The organism is Lysobacter xanthus (genome assembly GCF_047159895.1).
Genome location: NZ_BAAGAB020000019.1, coordinates 25,588 through 41,605, shown reverse-complemented (window position 1 = coordinate 41,605; position 16,018 = coordinate 25,588). Strand labels below are relative to the sequence as shown.

Below are 16,018 nucleotides of genomic sequence, written 5' to 3'. Positions count from 1 at the left end.
GGGCACGTAGGTCGGCGAGACCGTCATGTCCTCCGAGGCGACGAAGGCTTCGCCGCTGCGGAGCGTCTTGAGCGCGATGGTGATGAAGTTGTGCGCGTCCCAGGGCCCGAAGAAGGAACTGGTGCGGACCACGAGCGCTTCCGGATGCCGGTCCAGCACGATCTTCTCGGCGCGCGCCTTGCTCTCGCCGTAGACGTTGAGCGGGCGCGTCGCGTCCGTCTCGATGTACGGCGCATCGTTCTCGCCGTCGAAGACGAGATCGGACGAGAACGTCACCAACGGCAGCGCGTGTCGCGCGCATGCGGCGGCGAGGTTCGCCGGGCCCTGCGTATTTTCGAGGAAGCAGCGCTCGGCGTCGTGCTGGGCCTCGTCCACGCGGACGTAGCCCGCCGTGTTGATGACGGCCCACGGCTGGTGGCGGTCGATCGCACGTTCGATCGAGTCCGGATCCGTGATGTCCAGCTCCGCGCGCGTCAGCACGCGGCAGTTGATGTCGCGGTCGGCGCAGATCCGTGCGAAGGCGCGGCCGAGCGTTCCGGTCGCGCCGGTCACCAGGAGCGGGGCGGCATTGGTGCCGGTACGGGGGCGCAGGGGGAAGTCCATGGACGGCAGCGTCGCGGGTTCCGTTCGGAAGAAGCGGTTGGGGCGCCGCCACCAGCCCGCGCCGGAGAGCAGCGGATGGTCGGGCAATCCCGTGGTGGCGAGGTCTTTCATCAGCCACGCGATCGCCGTGGGCCGCGGCTCGCCACTGCGCACGTCGAAGGCGCCGGCCTCGTAGTAGCCGCGGCACTCCGTCAGCAGGCAGTTCCAGTCATACAGGCCGAGCAGACCCCAGACCGTGACCGCACGGATGTCGGCGCCTTCGCGCCTCACCTCTACCGCAGCGGTCCACACCTCCGCGATCCAGCGAAGCTGGTCCTCGCGGCTCGCGTCGATATGCACTTCCGTGATCGCGATCGGCAGCCCGTAGCGCTCCCACGTCTCGCGGAGCAAGGGGCCGATCCCGCCCGTCGGGTGGGCGAGGGCGCGCGCCGCCTCGATGTCCGCATAGCGATGCTGGCGATTGCCCCCGCGGTAATGCTTCGGGTACTTGCGGTAGTCCTCGTCGAGGAATCGCTCGCTGGTGATGTAGTGATTGACGCCGATGATGTCGGGCGGGCACGGATTGGCCTTGAACCAGAGGATCTCCTCCGGCGTGGCGCGTCCGTAGGTGATGAGCCAGTCCCACAGGGCGTGCTGCTCGTCGACCATGCCGCACAGCAGGTCCCAGGCGAGCCAGCGCATCTCGTTGCTCAGGTCCGCCTGGTACTGCAGCAGCGGCGTCGAGTAGATCTTTCCGAGATCGTCCGTCTGAACGAGTTTCGCGTCGGGATTGACCTTGCGGATCTCGCGCATCGACAACACGACGCCGCGGCATTCGTTGAACAGTGCGTCCTTGAAGGTCCACTCGTCCCGGCCATGCGGGTACCAGACGCCGTAGAGCCCGCTGAAGCGCGCCGTGGTCAGCGGCTCGTTGACGGGCGTGTAGTACTCCACCCATGGATACCGGGCGGCCACCGCACCGGCGTATTCGGCGAGCTTGGTCGCGAAGCACGGGTCGACCAGGCTCGTGTGCATCGGGCCGCTGCCGTGGTGCACCAGGCCGATGATCGGCTCGATGCCGACGTCGCGCAGCTGTGCGAGGCGCTCGTCGGGCCATGACCAGTCGGCATCGGCGAGCCCATCGGGCGCCACCTGCTCCCAGAGCACCGGATAGCGGATCGCCTGCATGCCCAGCTCGCCGAAGCGCGCGATGTCGCCCGCACGGGTCGCATGGGCGCTGCGGTCGAGCTGCCGGGTGTAGGTGTCGCCCACCCGGCAGATCGTGCACTCAAGACCGCCCCACAACTGCAGCTTCGAATCGTCCAACCGCATGCCGATCGCGTATCCCTTAGTGGCGGCTGGCGATCAGCGGCATGGTATCGACGCGCGATGCCCGGGCCGTGAGTTCGGCCGGCACGGTGTCCGCCGTTTCGCCCAGCTTCTCGAGGATGTACTCCACGGACTTGAGCGCCGCACCGACGCACTGGTCCATGTTGTAGTAGCGGTACTGGGCCAGGCGACCGACGAACGTGACGTTCGATTCCTGCTCCGCGAGGCGCTCGTAGCGCTTGAACAGCGCCTCGTTCTCCGGACGGGGAACCGGGTAGTACGGGTCGCCCTCGGCCGTCGGGAACTCGCGCACCAGCGACGTGCCGGAATGCTGCTGGCCCGTCAGGTGCTTGAATTCCGTCGTGCGCGTGTAGTCGTAGTCGTTCGGGAAGTTGACCGTGCCGACCGACTGGTACCACTCGGTGTCCGGCAGGTGCTGGTGTTCGAACCGCAGCGAGCGGTACGGCAGCTTACCGTAGCAGTAGGCGTAGAACGCATCGATCGGGCCGGTGTAGACGAGGTGCGTCGCCTCGACGCGCTCGCGCACTTCGAAGAAGTCGACGCCCAGTTCCACCTTGATCGACGGATGGTCGAGCATGCGCTCGAACATCTTGGTGTAACCCTCGAGCGGCATCTTCTGGAACTTGTCGGTGAAGTAGCGATCGTCGCGGTCGGTGCGGGTCGGCACGCGGGCCGCCACCGAGGCGTTGAGCTCGGACGGGTCCAGGCCCCACTGCTTGCGCGTGTATCCGCGGAAGAACTTCTCGTAGAGGTCCTGGCCGACGGCATTGACCACCACGTCTTCCGACGTGCGGATCTTGTCGCGCGGCTCGCGCACCGAGTCGTAGAAGTCCTGGATGGTGTCTTCGTTCAGGTCGAGGCCGTAGAGCGCGTTCACCGTATCGATGTTGATCGGGATCGGCACCAGCTTCTCGTCGACCTTGGCGAGCACGCGGTGCTCGTACGGCCGCCATTCGGTGAACTTGGACAGGTACTCGGCGATGCGCTCGGCATTGGTATGGAAGATGTGCGGGCCGTACGGGTGGATCAGGATCCCGTGCTCGTCCACGCGGTCATAGGCGTTGCCGCCGATGTGCTCGCGCTTGTCGATCACCAGCACTTCGTAGCCACGCTCGGCCAGTTCGCGTGCGACCACCGCGCCGGAAAATCCAGCTCCTACGATCAGAACGTCTGTCTTCATCGATTGCTCCTTGTTCACGCGGCGGCTTGTGCGGGGACTTCAGGCCACACGGCCTGCTGTACGTCATTTCGGATGGAGGCCACGGTCGCGTCCCAGGAGGCATCGCCGGCGCGGTCGATGCCACGCGCGATCAGGTCCGCATCCGGCTGGCGCCAGGCGCGCTCCACCGCGTCCACGAATTCGGCCGGCGAGCGGGCGATGTCGACGATCGGCGTGAAGTTGCGCACCACGTCGGCCACTGCGGTCGAGACGATCGGCTTGCCGGCAGCCATGTACTCGAGCGTCTTGGTCGGGTTGATGTACTTCGTCGCCTCGTTGAGCGCGAAGGGCATCAGGCAGACGTCGAAGCCCTTCACGATCGCCGGGAGGTCCGCGTAGTTCTGCTGGCCGAGCCAGTGGATGTTGGGATGCTTCGGCAGCTCGTTCGGGTCGACCTTCACCACCGGACCGGCCATCACGACCGAAGCCTGCGGGAAGCGCTCGGCGAGCGCGGCGATCAGCTCGTAGTCCAGGCGCTCGTCGATCACGCCGAAGTAGCCGAAGCGCGGGGAAGGCGTCGCGGCGACCGCGGCCGGGATGACCGTTTCCGCGGCACGTGCCTTGCCGTAGTGCTCGACGTCCACGCCGCAGCCGTAGAAGTGCACGTTGTCGTGCAGCTTCGACTTGGACTCGAACAGCTGGTAGCCGCCGGTGAACACCACGTCGGCCTTGGAGATGACGAAGCGCTCGCGGTCCGCGATGTCCGCCGGCGCGAAGCGGAAGTTCGCCAGCTCGTCCATGCAGTCGTAGACGACGCCGACGGAATTGAACTGGCCCATGTAGCCCGGCGCGGGCATGGGCGAGTAGAACCACTGCACCGAATGCTCGAAACGGCCCGCCAGCAGCGGGTGGGTGCGCAGCGCCTGCTGGATCTGCGGCAGGAAGATCTCCGCGTCCTTGTCGGCGTTGACGGCGAGGTGCTGCGGGATCTGCGGAACGATGCGCACCAGGTTCGGATACGGCTCGTCGATCTGCAGGCTCGGCTCGCCCTCGGCGATCACCGGGTCCTCGATGAAGAGGATCCGGTGGTTCTGCGCGAGGCGCGAGAAGATCTGCTGCGGCCGCTGCCAGACGAAATCCCAGCGCAGGTGGCAGTGCACGATGATCGGGAAGTCGCCGCGTCCATCGCTTCCACCGCCCGCAACCGCGGCCGACGCAGCGCCCGAAGCGCCATGGCCGAGGCCATCCAAACCCGCTGCGCTGCCGTCGTTGCCGTCCACCGAATCCATTTCCTTTGACATGGCGCTCTCACTGAATTGGTTAAGAATGAGTCTTGGATGAACGACATCTCGACGAAGTGAAAGCCGACTCCCAAATGACGACGACCGCCGTGGACGCAGCGCGTTTCTGCGATGACGAGGCTTACCCCCGCCCTCAACTGCGGCGCGAACACTGGGAGTCGCTCGACGGACCCTGGAGGTTCGTTTTCGACGACGAGAAGCAATTCACCCACCCGCGGGAGATCGAGCACTGGCCGATGCAGATCGTGGTGCCGTATCCGATCGAATCGCAGGCCAGCGGGATCGGAGATCGCGGGTTTCACAAAGCTTGCTGGTATCAACGTGATTTCGACGTAGAGACGGTCGGTGACTCGCGCGTGGTGCTCCACTTCGGCGCGGTCGATTACCGGGCGAAAGTGTGGGTAAACGGGCACTTCGTGGTGCAGCACGAGGGTGGGCACACCCCGTTCAATGCCGATATCACGGATGCTCTGAACACTTCAGGCCCGCAGGTCGTCACCGTCTACGTCGAGGACGATCCCCACGAACTCAACAAACCGCGGGGCAAGCAGGACTGGCAGCTAGAGCCGCACTCCATCTGGTATCCGCGGACGACGGGCATCTGGCAGACCGTCTGGCTGGAGCATGTGCCGCGCACCTACGTCCAGAAGATCCGCTGGACGCCCCATGTCGAGGGCTTCGCGCTGACGTTCGAGGCCCGCGTGATGGGCGACGCCATCGACGGCCTGACGATGGAAGTGCAGGTGCGACATCGGGACCGGATCATCGCGGACGACCGCTACATGGTGATCGACGGCGAGGTCGACCGCCGGATCATCCTGTCCGACCCCGGCATCGACGACTACCGCAACGAACTGCTGTGGAGTCCGGAGAAGCCCCAGCTGCTCGACGCGACCGTGCGACTCAAACGCGGCGACGTCGTCATCGACGAAGTGCGGACCTACACGGCGTTGCGCTCGATCGGCGTGCTGCGCGATCGCTTCATGCTCAACGGGCGTCCCTACCTCCTCAAGTTGGTGCTCGACCAGGGCTACTGGCCGGACACGCTGCTCGCCGCACCCGACGACGCCGCGCTGCGCCGCGACGTCGAACTGGCGAAGGCCATGGGGTTCAACGGCGTGCGCAAGCACCAGAAGATCGAGAGCCCGCGCTATCTGTACTGGGCCGACCGGCTCGGCCTGTTCGTCTGGGAGGAGATGCCGTCGGCGTACCGCTTCACGCGCACCGCGATCAAGCGGATGGTGAAGGAGTGGGGCGAGGCGATCGAACGCGACTTCAGCCACCCCTGCATCATCACGTGGGTGCCGTTCAACGAATCCTGGGGCGTGCCCGAGCTGACGTCGGTGGGCGCGCACCAGCACGCGGTGGCCGCGCTCTACTACCTCACGAAGACGCTCGACCCGACGCGGCCCGTGATCGGCAACGACGGCTGGGAGAGCAGCGATACCGACATCATCGGTATCCACGACTACGACGCCAACGTCGAGCATCTGCGCCAGCGCTATGGCCCGGAGGTCACGACCGAACAGTTGTTCGACCGCCGCCGCCCGGGTGGCAAGGTGCTCACCCTCGACGGCTATCCGCACCGGGGCCAGCCGGTCATGCTCACCGAGTTCGGCGGCATCGCGTTCGACACGCGCCCGCGCAAGGAAAGCGACGTGGAAGGCGACACCGCGGAGATCTGGGGCTATTCGGTCGCCGAGGCCGCGGACGAGTTCGGCCGCAAGTTCCACGAGCTCATCGAGACGGTGACCTACACCGCGCTCTTCAGCGGCTACTGCTACACGCAGTTCGCCGACACGTTCCAGGAAGCGAACGGCCTGCTGACAGAAGACCGGGTGCCGAAGATCCCGATCGAGCAGATCCGCAAGGCGGTGAGCATGTCGCGCACCCACATCCAGGGCGCGGCCTGATGCATCGGCTGGAGCTCACCAAGCCGGACGGGCGCGCGCTCACGTTGTACGCGCGTGCGCCGATGGGCGAGGTGGCCGACGCGCCGAGCCCGTTCGCGGAGCCGCTCAACCGCAGCCCGCACCTGCGGCGGCATCCGCTGCGCGGCGAATGGATCACGTACGCCGCGTATCGGCAGGACCGCACCTTCCTGCCCCCGCCGGAGTACAACCCGCTCGCGGTGACGGTCGACCCTGCGGCGCCCACCGAGTTGCCCGTGGGCGCCTGGGACGTGGCGGTCTTCGACAACCGGTTTCCCTCGCTCAGCCTCGCCGCCGACGAGGCGCCGGAGGCGATCGTCGACACCGCGCCCGGCACGGGCAAGTGCGAGGTCGTGGTCTTCACGCAGGACCGCTTGTCGTCGCTGGGCGCGCTCCCACTCGACCACATCGAACTCCTGCTGCAGGTCTGGGCGGATCGCACGGCGCAGCTGGGCGCGAACGACGCGATCGACTATGTCCTGCCGTTCGAGAACCGCGGCGCGGAGGTCGGCGTCACGCTGCACCATCCGCACGGGCAGATCTATGCCTATCCCGAGGTGCCGCCCGTGCCCGCTCGAATGCAGCAGGTCGCCAGCGAGTACCACGCACGCACCGGTCGCGGCGTGCTGCAGGACCACATCGCGAAAGAGATCGAGGATGGGCGCCGCATCGTCTATCGCGGCGCGCATGCGGTCGCGTTCGTTCCCGCCGCCGCGCGTTATCCCTACGAGGTATGGGTGGCGACCATCGAGCCGGTCGCCACGTTCTGCGACCTGTCGCACCTGCAGCGCGCGGACCTCGCGCGCGCGCTCAAGACGGTGCTCATGAAGTACGACGCCCTGTGGGACCGCCCGTTCCCGTACCTGATGGCCTGGTACCAGGCACCGACCGACGGGCGCCCCCATCCGGAATCGCACCTGCACGCCGAGTTCTATCCGCCGTATCGCACCCGTGAGCGCCTCAAGTACCTGGCCGGCACCGAAATCGCTGCCGGCTGGTTCGCCATGGACGCGCTGCCGGAAGACAAGGCGCGCGACCTCCAGCAGATCGACGTGGACATCGGCCCATGAGTTTCGAGGACATCTTCGGCACCGCGCCCACCGTGGTCGCCTCCGCACCGGGACGCGTGAACCTGCTCGGCGAGCACACCGACTACAACGACGGCTTCGTGCTGCCTGCGGCGATTCCGCAGAAGACGACCCTGTCGCTGCGTCCGAACCGCGGCGCCGAGTTCGTCGTGCACGCGGCGGACCTCGCCAGCGAGTCGCGCTTCCCGCGTGACGCGCTGCCGGGCGACCACTTCGCGAGCTACGTCTACGGCGTGATCCGCGGAGTCGACGCGCTTGGGGTGGAAGTCCCGTATCTCGACATCCACGTGCACTCCGACGTGCCGATGGGTGTGGGGCTCTCCTCGAGCGCCGCGCTCGAAGTCGCGATGCTGCGTGCGCTGCGCGAGCTAATGTCGCTCGAAATCGACGACGTGCGGATCGCGCAGTTGGCGCAGCGCGCGGAGGTCGACTTCGCCGGCGTCAACTGCGGGATCATGGATCAGATGGCGTCCAGCCTCGCGGACGAGGCCCATCTGCTGTTCCTCGACACGCGCACGCTGGAGCGTCGCCTCGTTCCGCGCCCGGAGGGCACGGAGGTCCTGGTGATCGACTCGGGCCTGAGCCGCTCGCTGGCGGCGAGCGCGTACAACACGCGGCGCGCCGAATGCGAGGCCGCCGCCCGCGCGCTCGGCGTGCCCAGCCTGCGCGACGTTGCCGATGCGGACGCGGTCGAGCGCCTGGACGAACCGCAGCGCCGTCGCGCCCGACACGTCGTCACCGAGAACGCGCGGGTGCTGCGAGCGGTCGAAGGCGTCGATGGGGCGACGTTCGGCGAGCTCATGAACGCGTCGCACGCCAGCCTGCGCGACGACTACGAGGTGTCGGTGCCGGAACTCGATCGTCTGGTCGACCTGCTGCAGCAGCATGCGTCGGTGCACGGCGCCCGCCTGACCGGTGCGGGTTTCGGCGGCGCGTGCGTCGCCCTGTGTCGCGAGGGCGAGGCGCGACGCGTCGGTCACGACGTCGTCGCCCGCTACAACGCGGCAGGCGGGCAGGGCCGTGTCCTGGTGCCCGCGGAGTCCACTCCATGAGCACGCAGGATCCTGCAGTGCCCTCGACGCACCTGCATGAAGAGACTGGCCGGAGCGTCCGCACGCACACGCTCGCGGCGGGCGAGCTGCTCGCCGTGTTCCGTCCCGAGCAGGGCATGCTCTGCACGTCGCTGAAGCATCGCGGCGAGGAGATCCTGCGACGCGTCGACGAGATGGACGAGGCCCTCGCCACAGGCATGTCGATCGGCATCCCGCTGAACTATCCCTTCGCGAACCGCCTGCGCGGCACGAGTTACGACTTCGACGGCCGCGAGGTGCATCTCGATCCCGCGTCGCCGTGGCTGATGAAGGACTGGAACGACATCATCATCCACGGCGTGCCGTGGCCGAAGCTCGAGTGGCGCGTGCAGGAGGCGACCGATCGCCGCCTGCGCAGCCGGCTCGCCTGGAACCGCCCGGAGCTGCTGGGGGTCTTTCCGTTCGAGCACGAGGTCGAGATGACGGCGACACTGGACGGCCTCGGACTCACGATCGAGACCGCGGTGCTCGCGACGGCCGGTACCCGCGTGCCGGTGAGCTTTGGCTTCCATCCCTACATCGGGGTGCCCGGGCTGCGTCGGGATCAATGGCGACTGTCGCTGCCGGCGATGCAGGGGATCGTGCTCGACGCCCGACTGCTTCCCGTGGGAGAGCGCACGGATCTTCCCGCTTACGACGATCGACTCGCCGACCTCGACTTCGACCATGGCTTCGCCTTCGTCTCGGGCGCGCCGAGCATGTCGATCGAAGGAAACGGACGGCGCGTCACCGTCGATTTCCTCGAAAACTTCCGCTACGCGCAGATCTACGCGCCGCCGGGCTTCGATTACATCTCGCTCGAGCCGATGACGGCGCCCGCCGACGCGCTGCGCAGCCACGAAGACCTTCCGGTGGTGGACGCGGGCGGGCGCTTCGCGGCGACGTTCCGGATCCGCGTGGAGCCGACGCACGGGGCTTCGCTGCACTGACGTCCAAAGTCCAAGGCCCCTTGCCGCGCGTGCGGCCAGGGACTGATACGCCAGCGCGCCCTGGGCCGACCTGCGCCGCACATCACCCGGCTTCTCATGTTTCGACGGCCGGGAGGCACGCTCGACCGGCCGCCCGACCACGCCGTCGGTGGCCCGCGTTACGGGGTCCCGGACTCCGGCGCCCGGCTGACGTCGTCCTTCGCCTTGCCGGACTCGTCCGTCCGGGGCGAGGCGGTTCGTTCGTCCTGGCCGTCACGCTTGCGCGGATCGCCTTCCCGCGAATCGCTGACGCGCCCGCTGCCCGTGTTGTCGCGTTCGTCGCGCATGGCGGTCTCCTGGTTCGAGCCCCGGAATCTAGATGGACCGTCGTGAGCCGGAGGTCTTAGCGGCTGCGACCTCCGCCGTTTACCCTTGCGGCACTCTGGAGGGTTCAATGATCGGCAAGTCCGCGAAAACCGGTTCCAAGCGCGCCACGGCCTACGTCTGCGCCGACTGCGGTTCCGAGCACAGCAAGTGGCAGGGCCAGTGCACCGACTGCGGCCGCTGGAACACGCTCAACGAGTTCGCGATCGAGGCCGCCGTGCCGGAGAAGTCCGGGGTTGCGCAGAGCCGCCGCAGCGGCTGGGCCGGCAAGGTCGATCCGCCCGCGATCACCGCGCTCAAAGACGTGACCGTCTCGGAGGAATCGCGCGAGACGACGCATATCGGCGAGTTCGATCGCGTCCTCGGCGGCGGCCTCGTGCAGGGCTCGGTGGTGCTGGTCGGCGGCGACCCGGGCATCGGCAAGTCGACGTTGCTGCTGCAGGCGGTCGCGCTGATGGCGCAGTCGATGCCCGGGCTCTACGTCACCGGCGAAGAGTCGCTGGCGCAGGTCGCCGGCCGCGCCGTGCGGCTCGGTCTTCCGCTGGAAGGCGTGCACGCGCTTGCCGAGACGTGCATCGAACGCATCCTCGAACAGGCGGCGCCGATGGGGCCGCGCCTGATCGTCGCCGACTCGATCCAGACGCTGTGGACCGAGACGCTCACCGCGGCCCCGGGTTCCGTGAGCCAGGTGCGCGAAAGCGCGGCGCGCCTCGTGCGTTACGCGAAGGAGACGGGAACCGCGGTCTTCCTCGTCGGCCACGTGACGAAGGAGGGCGGCATCGCCGGGCCGCGCGTGCTCGAGCACATGGTCGACGCCGTGCTGTATTTCGAGGGCGAGTCGGGCAGCCGCTTTCGCGTGCTGCGCGCCTTCAAGAACCGCTTCGGCGCGGTGAACGAGCTCGGCGTGTTCGCCATGGCCGACAAGGGCCTGCGCGAAGTGCCCAACCCGTCGGCGATCTTCCTGTCCGGCAGCCGCGAGGCACAGCCCGGCAGCTGCGTGATGGTCACGCGCGAAGGCACGCGGCCGCTGATGGTCGAGGTGCAGGCGCTGGTCGACCACTCGCCGCTGTCGAATCCGCGGCGCGTCGCGGTCGGCATGGAAGGCAACCGACTCGCGATGCTGCTGGCCGTGCTGCATCGCCATGGCGGCGTCGCGGTCGGCGACCAGGACGTCTTCGTGAACGTCGTCGGCGGCATCCGTGTGCAGGAGACGGCGGTCGACCTGCCGCTGCTGCTCGCGGTGCTGTCTTCGCTGCGCGATCGGCCGCTCGGCGAGATGACGGTCGCCTTCGGTGAAGTCGGTCTCTCGGGCGAGATCCGCCCGGTGCCGAACGGCGAGGAGCGCCTCAAGGAGGCCGCGACCCACGGCTTCAAGCGCGCGATCGTGCCGAAGGCGAATGCACCGAAGTCGGGGAAAGTGGCCGGAATGGATGTGATCGGCGTCGAGCGGCTGGCGGACGCGCTCGAGCACGCCTGACGGTTGACCTGCCGCGCCACGCGCGGCTACGGTCCCACGACGGGACCCGTTCGCACGGGTCCTTTTCCACGTGGAGACCGCGATGTCCGTTCCCACCCGGGGCTTCGTCGAGCGTGCCGTGCATCCGGCGCCGGGCCGGCTGCGCCCGAGCGCCTGGCTCGACGCCTGGCGGACCGTGGAGGTGGTGGGCCGCGTCACCGACGAAGGCGTCTGCGCCGAGCGCATCGCGGGCGACGACGCCTGGACCGCGCGCGTTCGCCTCCAGCCGTGGGCGCAGTGCGGGGCGGCCCCGACCGACGAACCGCTCGAGATCGAATGGGGGACCGACACGGCGAGCCTCGCCCGGCGGCAACGCATGCTCGAACCCGGCGACGAGGTTCGGCTGCGTGTCCGCATGACCGGCGACGCGCTGCGGGCGAAACTCGCCGAGCGCCGCTGACGACTCAGTGGCCGCCGGCGGCGCCGCCGATCTTCGCGGCGAACGGCGGCTTCGCGACCCAGACGAAGGCGATCACGACGAGGAACACGATGCCCAGCACGTGGAAGATCTCGTTGAACCCGATCTGCACGGCCTGCTGCGAAATCATCCGTTCGAGCACGAACGCGCCACGCTGAAGGTCGCCGCGGCCGAGTTGCTCGACCGTCTCCCGGATCGCCGGATTGTAGGCATCGATGTGTTCGGTCAGCTGCGCATGGTGGATCGTCGTCCGCTGGTTCCACGCCCAAGTCGTGAGCGACGCGGCGAAGCTGCCCCCGAGCGTACGGACGAACGTAGCCAGACCTGAGCCCGCCGCGATCTCGTGCGGCTCCAGGTCCGATAGCAGGATCGTCAGCACCGGCATGAAGAACAGCGCGACGCCCAGCCCCTGCCACAGCTGCACCATCGCGATGCGCTGGAAATCGACGTCGAGCGTGAAGCCCGAGCGGATGAAGCTGGTGCCGGCCATCACCATGAAGGCGAACGTGGCGAGGATGCGCAGGTCGAAGCGCGTCGCGTACTTGCCCACGAACGGCGTGAGGATCACCGGCAGGATGCCGATGGGTGCACTGGCGAGGCCCGCCCAGATCGCGGTGTAGCCGAGGTTGCGCTGCAGCCACAGCGGCACGAGCAGGCCGACGCTGAAGAAGGCCGCATAGGCCATCACCATGGCCAGCGTGCCGGCCGCGAAGTTGCGATGGCGGAACAGGCGCAGGTTGACGATCGGGTCCTTCTCGGTCAGTTCCCAGATCAGGAACACCGCGAGCGAGACGGCCGAGACGATGGCGAGCACCACGATGCGCGTGGAATTGAACCAGTCCTCGTCGTTGCCGAGGTCGAGCAGCGTCTGCAGCGCGCCGACGCCGAGCACCAGCGTCGCGAGACCGATGTAGTCCATCTTCGGCTTCTCCAGCCGCTCCGGGCGGCCCTTCAGCTGCCGTCCGACGACGAAGCTCGAGAAGATGCCGATCGGCACGTTGATGAAGAAGATCCATTCCCAGCTGTAGTTGTCGGTGATCCAGCCGCCCAGGATCGGGCCCGCGATGGGCGCCACGACCGTGACCATCGCCAGCAGGGCGATGGCCTGTCCGCGTTTCTGCGGCGGATAGATCGACAGCAGCAGCGCCTGCGTCACCGGATACATCGGGCCGGCCACGAAGCCCTGCAGCGCGCGAGCGACGACGAGGAAGCCCATCGAGTTGGCGATGCCGCACAGCAGCGAGGCGAACACGAAGGCGAGGGTGGCGAGCGTGAACAGGCGGAGCTCGCCGAAGCGACGCGTGAGGTAGCCCGTCAGCGGCAGCGCGATCGCGTTGCTCACCGCGAACGAGGTGATCACCCACGTCGCCTGGTTCGAACTCGCCCCGAGATTGCCCGCGATGGTCGGCAGCGAAACGTTCGCGATCGTCGTGTCGAGCACCTGCATGAACGACGCGAGCGCGAGGCCCAGGGTCGTCAGCGCCATGTTCGGCGGTCGGAAGGCGTTCGCGGGGGCGGGGGCAGCAGCAGCCATGGGGCCTTCGATGCGTCAGGTCGACGCGGCGCGGGTGCGCGCGTCGGGATTGGCGGAGAGGCGACGGATCGACGCGCGGTGCACGCGCGTCGAAACGGTCAGCCGCGACGGCCGGACAGGTTCTGGCGGATGACCTGGTCGATGCGGTCCTGCACGGCCTGCATCTGGCGGTCGTACGCGGCGGTCGTCATCAGCGGCTTCTCGGGCGGTGCCGAGGCCAGCACAGGGCCGTTCTGGTCGTGCAGGTCGACGTCGGCACTCATCGACAGTCCGATCCGCAGCGGATGCTTCGCGAGCTGCGCCCGGTCGACCTCCACGCGCACCGGCACGCGCTGCACGATCTTGATCCAGTTGCCGCTCGCGTTCTGCGCCGGCAGCAGCGAGAACGCGCTGCCGGTACCGAGCCCGAGGCTCGCGATGCGGCCCTTGTAGGTCACGTCGTCGCCGTAGAGATCGGAATGCAGCTCGACCGGCTGGCCGATGTGCATCCGCGCGAGCTGCGTCTCCTTGAAGTTCGCCTCCACCCAGACCTGCTCGAGCGGGATCACCGTCATCAGCGGCTGGCCCGGCTGCACGCGCTGTCCGAGCTGCACGCTGCGCTTGGCGACGTAGCCGCTCACCGGCGCGACGATCGCGCCGCGCTGCATGGCGAGATAGGCCGAGCGCACCTGCGATGCGGCCGCCTGCACCTGCGGCTGGTCGCGCACCGTCGTGGCGTCCACGAGCGCGCGGCTGCGCGAGAGATTGCCGCGCGACGTCGCGAGTGCCGCTTCGGCGGCAGCCAGGTCGTCGCGTGCATGCGCCAGTTCCTCGGCCGACACCGCCCCGCTGGCGACCAGGCCACTGCGGCGGGCGACGTCGGCGCGCAGCTTGCCGATGGCGACTTCGCGTGCACGGATTTCGGCTTCGGAGGCGCTGACCGTGCTGTACAGCCCACGCACCTGCCGCACGGTATTGGCGAGGTTCGCGACGGCCTGCTCGTAGCCCACCTGCGCGTCCGTCGCATCGAGCTGCACGAGGACCTGGCCGGCCTCGACGCGCATCCCGTCCTCGGCGCTGATGCCGGTGACGGTGCCCGTCGTCTGCGGCGTGATCGCCACGATGTTGCCCTGGACGTAAGCGTCGTCGGTGTCCTGGTGCCAGCGTCCGACGAGCATGTGCCAGGCGAACCAGCCGGCGCCGCCGATGACGACGACGGCACCGAGCATCGTCAGCGCGCGGCGGCGCTTGCTCGACTTGGCGGGCGGGGAAGCGGGAGTCGCGGGGGGCGTGGGCGTGCTCATCGGGCGTCGGCCGTGGAATCGGAAAGGGAGTCGGAGGTCGGGAGCGCGAGTTCCAGGCCGCCCCCGAGCGCCTGGTCGAGGTCGACCACGGCGACGAGGCGCTGCGCGCGGAGCGCCGCGAGTTGCTGGTCGAGCTGCAGCAGCGGGCGCTGTGCATTCAGCACGTCGATCTGCGTCGACAGCCCGGCCTTGTAGCGTGTGTTCGCGAGCGAGAGCGCGGCCTTCGCGGCGTCGCGCGCCTCGCGCACCTGCGCGATCTGGGCGTCGAGCCGACGTGCGATGGCGAGCGCATCGGCGACTTCGCGAAGGCCGGTGACGAGGCTGCCGTTGTAGGCGGCCACCGCGAGGTCGTAGTCGGCCGTGGATTTCTCGAGGTTGTTGCGCAGCCGACCGCCATCGAAGATCGGCAGCGACAGCGCGGGCCCGCCCTGTGCGACCAGCGCATTGGTCGACAGCAGGTCGCCGAGGCCGCCGGCCGCAAGGCCCACCAGCGCGGAGAGGTTCACCGTCGGATAGAACTGCGCCTTCGCGGCCGAGATCCCGCGGTTCGCGGCCTCGGCACGCCAGCGCGCGGCGACGACGTCGGGGCGGTGGCCGAGCAGTTCGCTCGGGACCACGGACGGTACGCCGGGGGAGGGCGCCTTCAGCAGGCGAGGCCGCGCGATCGTGGCGCCGCGGTCGGGCCCCTTGCCGAGCAGGGCCGCGATGGCATTGCGCGTCGTGTCGACCTGCTGCTGCGCAGCCGTGGCTTGCTGGCCCGCCGACGCGATCAGAGCCTCGGCATTGCGCACCGGCAGCTGGTTGTCGACGCCGGCGCGGGCGCGTTGCCGGGCGAGCGAGAGCAGGCCCTTCGAGCGGGTGGCCTCGGCCGACGCCACGTCGAGCGCGTCGTAGGCCTGGGCGAGACCGATGTAGGCGCGCACGACGTTCGCCGCGAGCGAGACGCGCGCCGCCTGGGCGTCGACTTCGGCGGCGCGCAGCTGGCCGATCGTCGCTTCGTAGCGGGCGCGGTCGCCGCCCCAGAGATCGGGCGCGTACTTGATGTTGAGCCCGAGCAGGATGACGCCCTTGTACTCGCCGCCGAGCGGCGGCGGCGCCACCGACTCGGGGATGAGCACGCCGGAGTACTGCGCCGTCGCGCCCACGGTCGGCTGCCTCGCCGCATCGGCGAGGCCGGCCTGCGCGACGGCCTGGCGGACGCGCGCGTCCGCGGCGGCGAGCGCGGGCTGGCCCGCGAGTGCTTCCTCGACGAGTGCATGGAGCTGGGGGTCGCCGAAGGCGCGCCACCAGTCTCGCGAAAGCGCCGCAGCGTGCCCTGCGCGTCCGAGCGTGGCCGAGGCGGCGAGGGCATCGGCGTCGGCCGGCGCACCGACCGGTGCGATCCCATGCGTGCTCGCGCAGCCCGCCAGGGCGAGCGCGAGGAACAGCGGGGCCAGGCGCCGGACGGCCGGCGCAGCGTTTCGAGGCGTCATG

The 16,018-nt window shown here is 68.7% G+C and carries 13 protein-coding genes; 6 read left to right on the top strand and 7 right to left on the bottom strand.

Going from position 1 to position 16,018, the window contains the following annotated elements:
* From ACY35P_RS07230 to ACY35P_RS07220, 3 genes are all read right to left on the bottom strand, one after another.
* On the bottom strand, positions 1–1,914 hold a 1,914-nt coding region (locus tag ACY35P_RS07230; RefSeq protein WP_462115158.1), incomplete at its 3' end, for a family 1 glycosylhydrolase.
* Between the two features lie 16 nt (positions 1,915–1,930).
* On the bottom strand, positions 1,931–3,112 hold the full coding sequence (gene glf, locus ACY35P_RS07225; protein WP_462115157.1) for a UDP-galactopyranose mutase: 1,182 nt from the start codon (positions 3,110–3,112) through the stop codon (positions 1,931–1,933).
* A 14-nt stretch (positions 3,113–3,126) separates the two neighbouring features.
* The gene (locus ACY35P_RS07220) at positions 3,127–4,392 is read right to left on the bottom strand and encodes a glycosyltransferase (RefSeq protein WP_462115156.1); all 1,266 of its coding nucleotides are present in this window, start codon (positions 4,390–4,392) and stop codon (positions 3,127–3,129) included.
* Between the two features lie 74 nt (positions 4,393–4,466).
* Here ACY35P_RS07220 and ACY35P_RS07215 point away from each other — a divergent pair, with 74 nt between their 5' ends.
* From ACY35P_RS07215 to ACY35P_RS07200, 4 genes are read left to right on the top strand one after another with little or no spacing between them, the layout of a single operon-like run.
* Positions 4,467–6,305 (top strand): glycoside hydrolase family 2 protein, encoded by a 1,839-nt coding sequence (locus ACY35P_RS07215; RefSeq protein ID WP_462115155.1) that lies wholly within the window; start codon positions 4,467–4,469, stop codon positions 6,303–6,305.
* Positions 6,305–7,393, top strand: a complete 1,089-nt coding sequence (galT, locus tag ACY35P_RS07210; RefSeq protein ID WP_462115154.1) for a galactose-1-phosphate uridylyltransferase — start codon at positions 6,305–6,307, stop codon at positions 7,391–7,393. The genes ACY35P_RS07215 and galT overlap by 1 nt, the downstream gene beginning before the upstream one ends.
* Entirely contained in the window at positions 7,390–8,463 is a 1,074-nt protein-coding gene (gene galK, locus ACY35P_RS07205; protein ID WP_462115153.1) for a galactokinase, read from the top strand. The genes galT and galK overlap by 4 nt, the downstream gene beginning before the upstream one ends.
* Positions 8,460–9,431, top strand: coding sequence for an aldose 1-epimerase (locus ACY35P_RS07200; RefSeq protein WP_462115152.1), 972 nt, complete (start codon positions 8,460–8,462; stop codon positions 9,429–9,431). The genes galK and ACY35P_RS07200 overlap by 4 nt, the downstream gene beginning before the upstream one ends.
* Positions 9,432–9,589: 158 nt before the next feature.
* Here ACY35P_RS07200 and ACY35P_RS07195 read toward each other — a convergent pair whose 3' ends face one another.
* Positions 9,590–9,757, bottom strand: coding sequence for a hypothetical protein (locus ACY35P_RS07195; protein ID WP_462115151.1), 168 nt, complete (start codon positions 9,755–9,757; stop codon positions 9,590–9,592).
* A gap of 107 nt (positions 9,758–9,864) precedes the next feature.
* Here ACY35P_RS07195 and radA point away from each other — a divergent pair, with 107 nt between their 5' ends.
* Both radA and ACY35P_RS07185 read left to right on the top strand, forming a co-directional pair.
* Positions 9,865–11,271 carry a DNA repair protein RadA gene (gene radA, locus ACY35P_RS07190; RefSeq protein WP_462115150.1) on the top strand — a complete coding sequence of 469 codons (1,407 nt, stop codon included), beginning with the start codon at positions 9,865–9,867 and terminating at the stop codon, positions 11,269–11,271.
* 82 nt (positions 11,272–11,353) lie between these two features.
* Positions 11,354–11,710: a DUF7021 domain-containing protein gene (locus tag ACY35P_RS07185; protein ID WP_462115149.1), complete on the top strand. Its 357-nt coding sequence runs from the start codon at positions 11,354–11,356 to the stop codon at positions 11,708–11,710.
* Between the two features lie 4 nt (positions 11,711–11,714).
* Here the strand turns inward: ACY35P_RS07185 and ACY35P_RS07180 are convergent, their stop codons facing one another.
* From ACY35P_RS07180 to ACY35P_RS07170, 3 genes are all read right to left on the bottom strand, one after another.
* Positions 11,715–13,262 (bottom strand): DHA2 family efflux MFS transporter permease subunit, encoded by a 1,548-nt coding sequence (locus ACY35P_RS07180; RefSeq protein WP_462115148.1) that lies wholly within the window; start codon positions 13,260–13,262, stop codon positions 11,715–11,717.
* Between the two features lie 98 nt (positions 13,263–13,360).
* A complete protein-coding gene (locus tag ACY35P_RS07175) occupies positions 13,361–14,545 on the bottom strand; it encodes an efflux RND transporter periplasmic adaptor subunit (protein ID WP_462115147.1) in 1,185 nt (394 codons plus the stop codon).
* The gene (locus ACY35P_RS07170; protein ID WP_462115146.1) at positions 14,542–16,017 is read right to left on the bottom strand and encodes an efflux transporter outer membrane subunit; all 1,476 of its coding nucleotides are present in this window, start codon (positions 16,015–16,017) and stop codon (positions 14,542–14,544) included. Before ACY35P_RS07170 ends, ACY35P_RS07175 begins: the two co-directional genes overlap by 4 nt.
* Position 16,018 lies beyond the last annotated feature (1 nt).

What these genes read in the sequence shown, in the direction of transcription:
- ACY35P_RS07220 (WP_462115156.1), bottom strand. Translation starts at nt 4,392, where the DNA reads ATGTCAAAGGAAATGGATTCGGTGGACGGCAACGACGGCAGCGCAGCG.
- ACY35P_RS07200 (WP_462115152.1), top strand. Translation starts at nt 8,460, where the DNA reads ATGAGCACGCAGGATCCTGCAGTGCCCTCGACGCACCTGCATGAAGAG.
- ACY35P_RS07180 (WP_462115148.1), bottom strand. Translation starts at nt 13,262, where the DNA reads ATGGCTGCTGCTGCCCCCGCCCCCGCGAACGCCTTCCGACCGCCGAAC.
- radA (WP_462115150.1), top strand. Translation starts at nt 9,865, where the DNA reads ATGATCGGCAAGTCCGCGAAAACCGGTTCCAAGCGCGCCACGGCCTAC.
- galT (WP_462115154.1), top strand. Translation starts at nt 6,305, where the DNA reads ATGCATCGGCTGGAGCTCACCAAGCCGGACGGGCGCGCGCTCACGTTG.
- ACY35P_RS07170 (WP_462115146.1), bottom strand. Translation starts at nt 16,017, where the DNA reads ATGACGCCTCGAAACGCTGCGCCGGCCGTCCGGCGCCTGGCCCCGCTG.
- glf (WP_462115157.1), bottom strand. Translation starts at nt 3,112, where the DNA reads ATGAAGACAGACGTTCTGATCGTAGGAGCTGGATTTTCCGGCGCGGTG.
- ACY35P_RS07195 (WP_462115151.1), bottom strand. Translation starts at nt 9,757, where the DNA reads ATGCGCGACGAACGCGACAACACGGGCAGCGGGCGCGTCAGCGATTCG.
- ACY35P_RS07185 (WP_462115149.1), top strand. Translation starts at nt 11,354, where the DNA reads ATGTCCGTTCCCACCCGGGGCTTCGTCGAGCGTGCCGTGCATCCGGCG.
- galK (WP_462115153.1), top strand. Translation starts at nt 7,390, where the DNA reads ATGAGTTTCGAGGACATCTTCGGCACCGCGCCCACCGTGGTCGCCTCC.
- ACY35P_RS07175 (WP_462115147.1), bottom strand. Translation starts at nt 14,545, where the DNA reads ATGAGCACGCCCACGCCCCCCGCGACTCCCGCTTCCCCGCCCGCCAAG.
- ACY35P_RS07215 (WP_462115155.1), top strand. Translation starts at nt 4,467, where the DNA reads ATGACGACGACCGCCGTGGACGCAGCGCGTTTCTGCGATGACGAGGCT.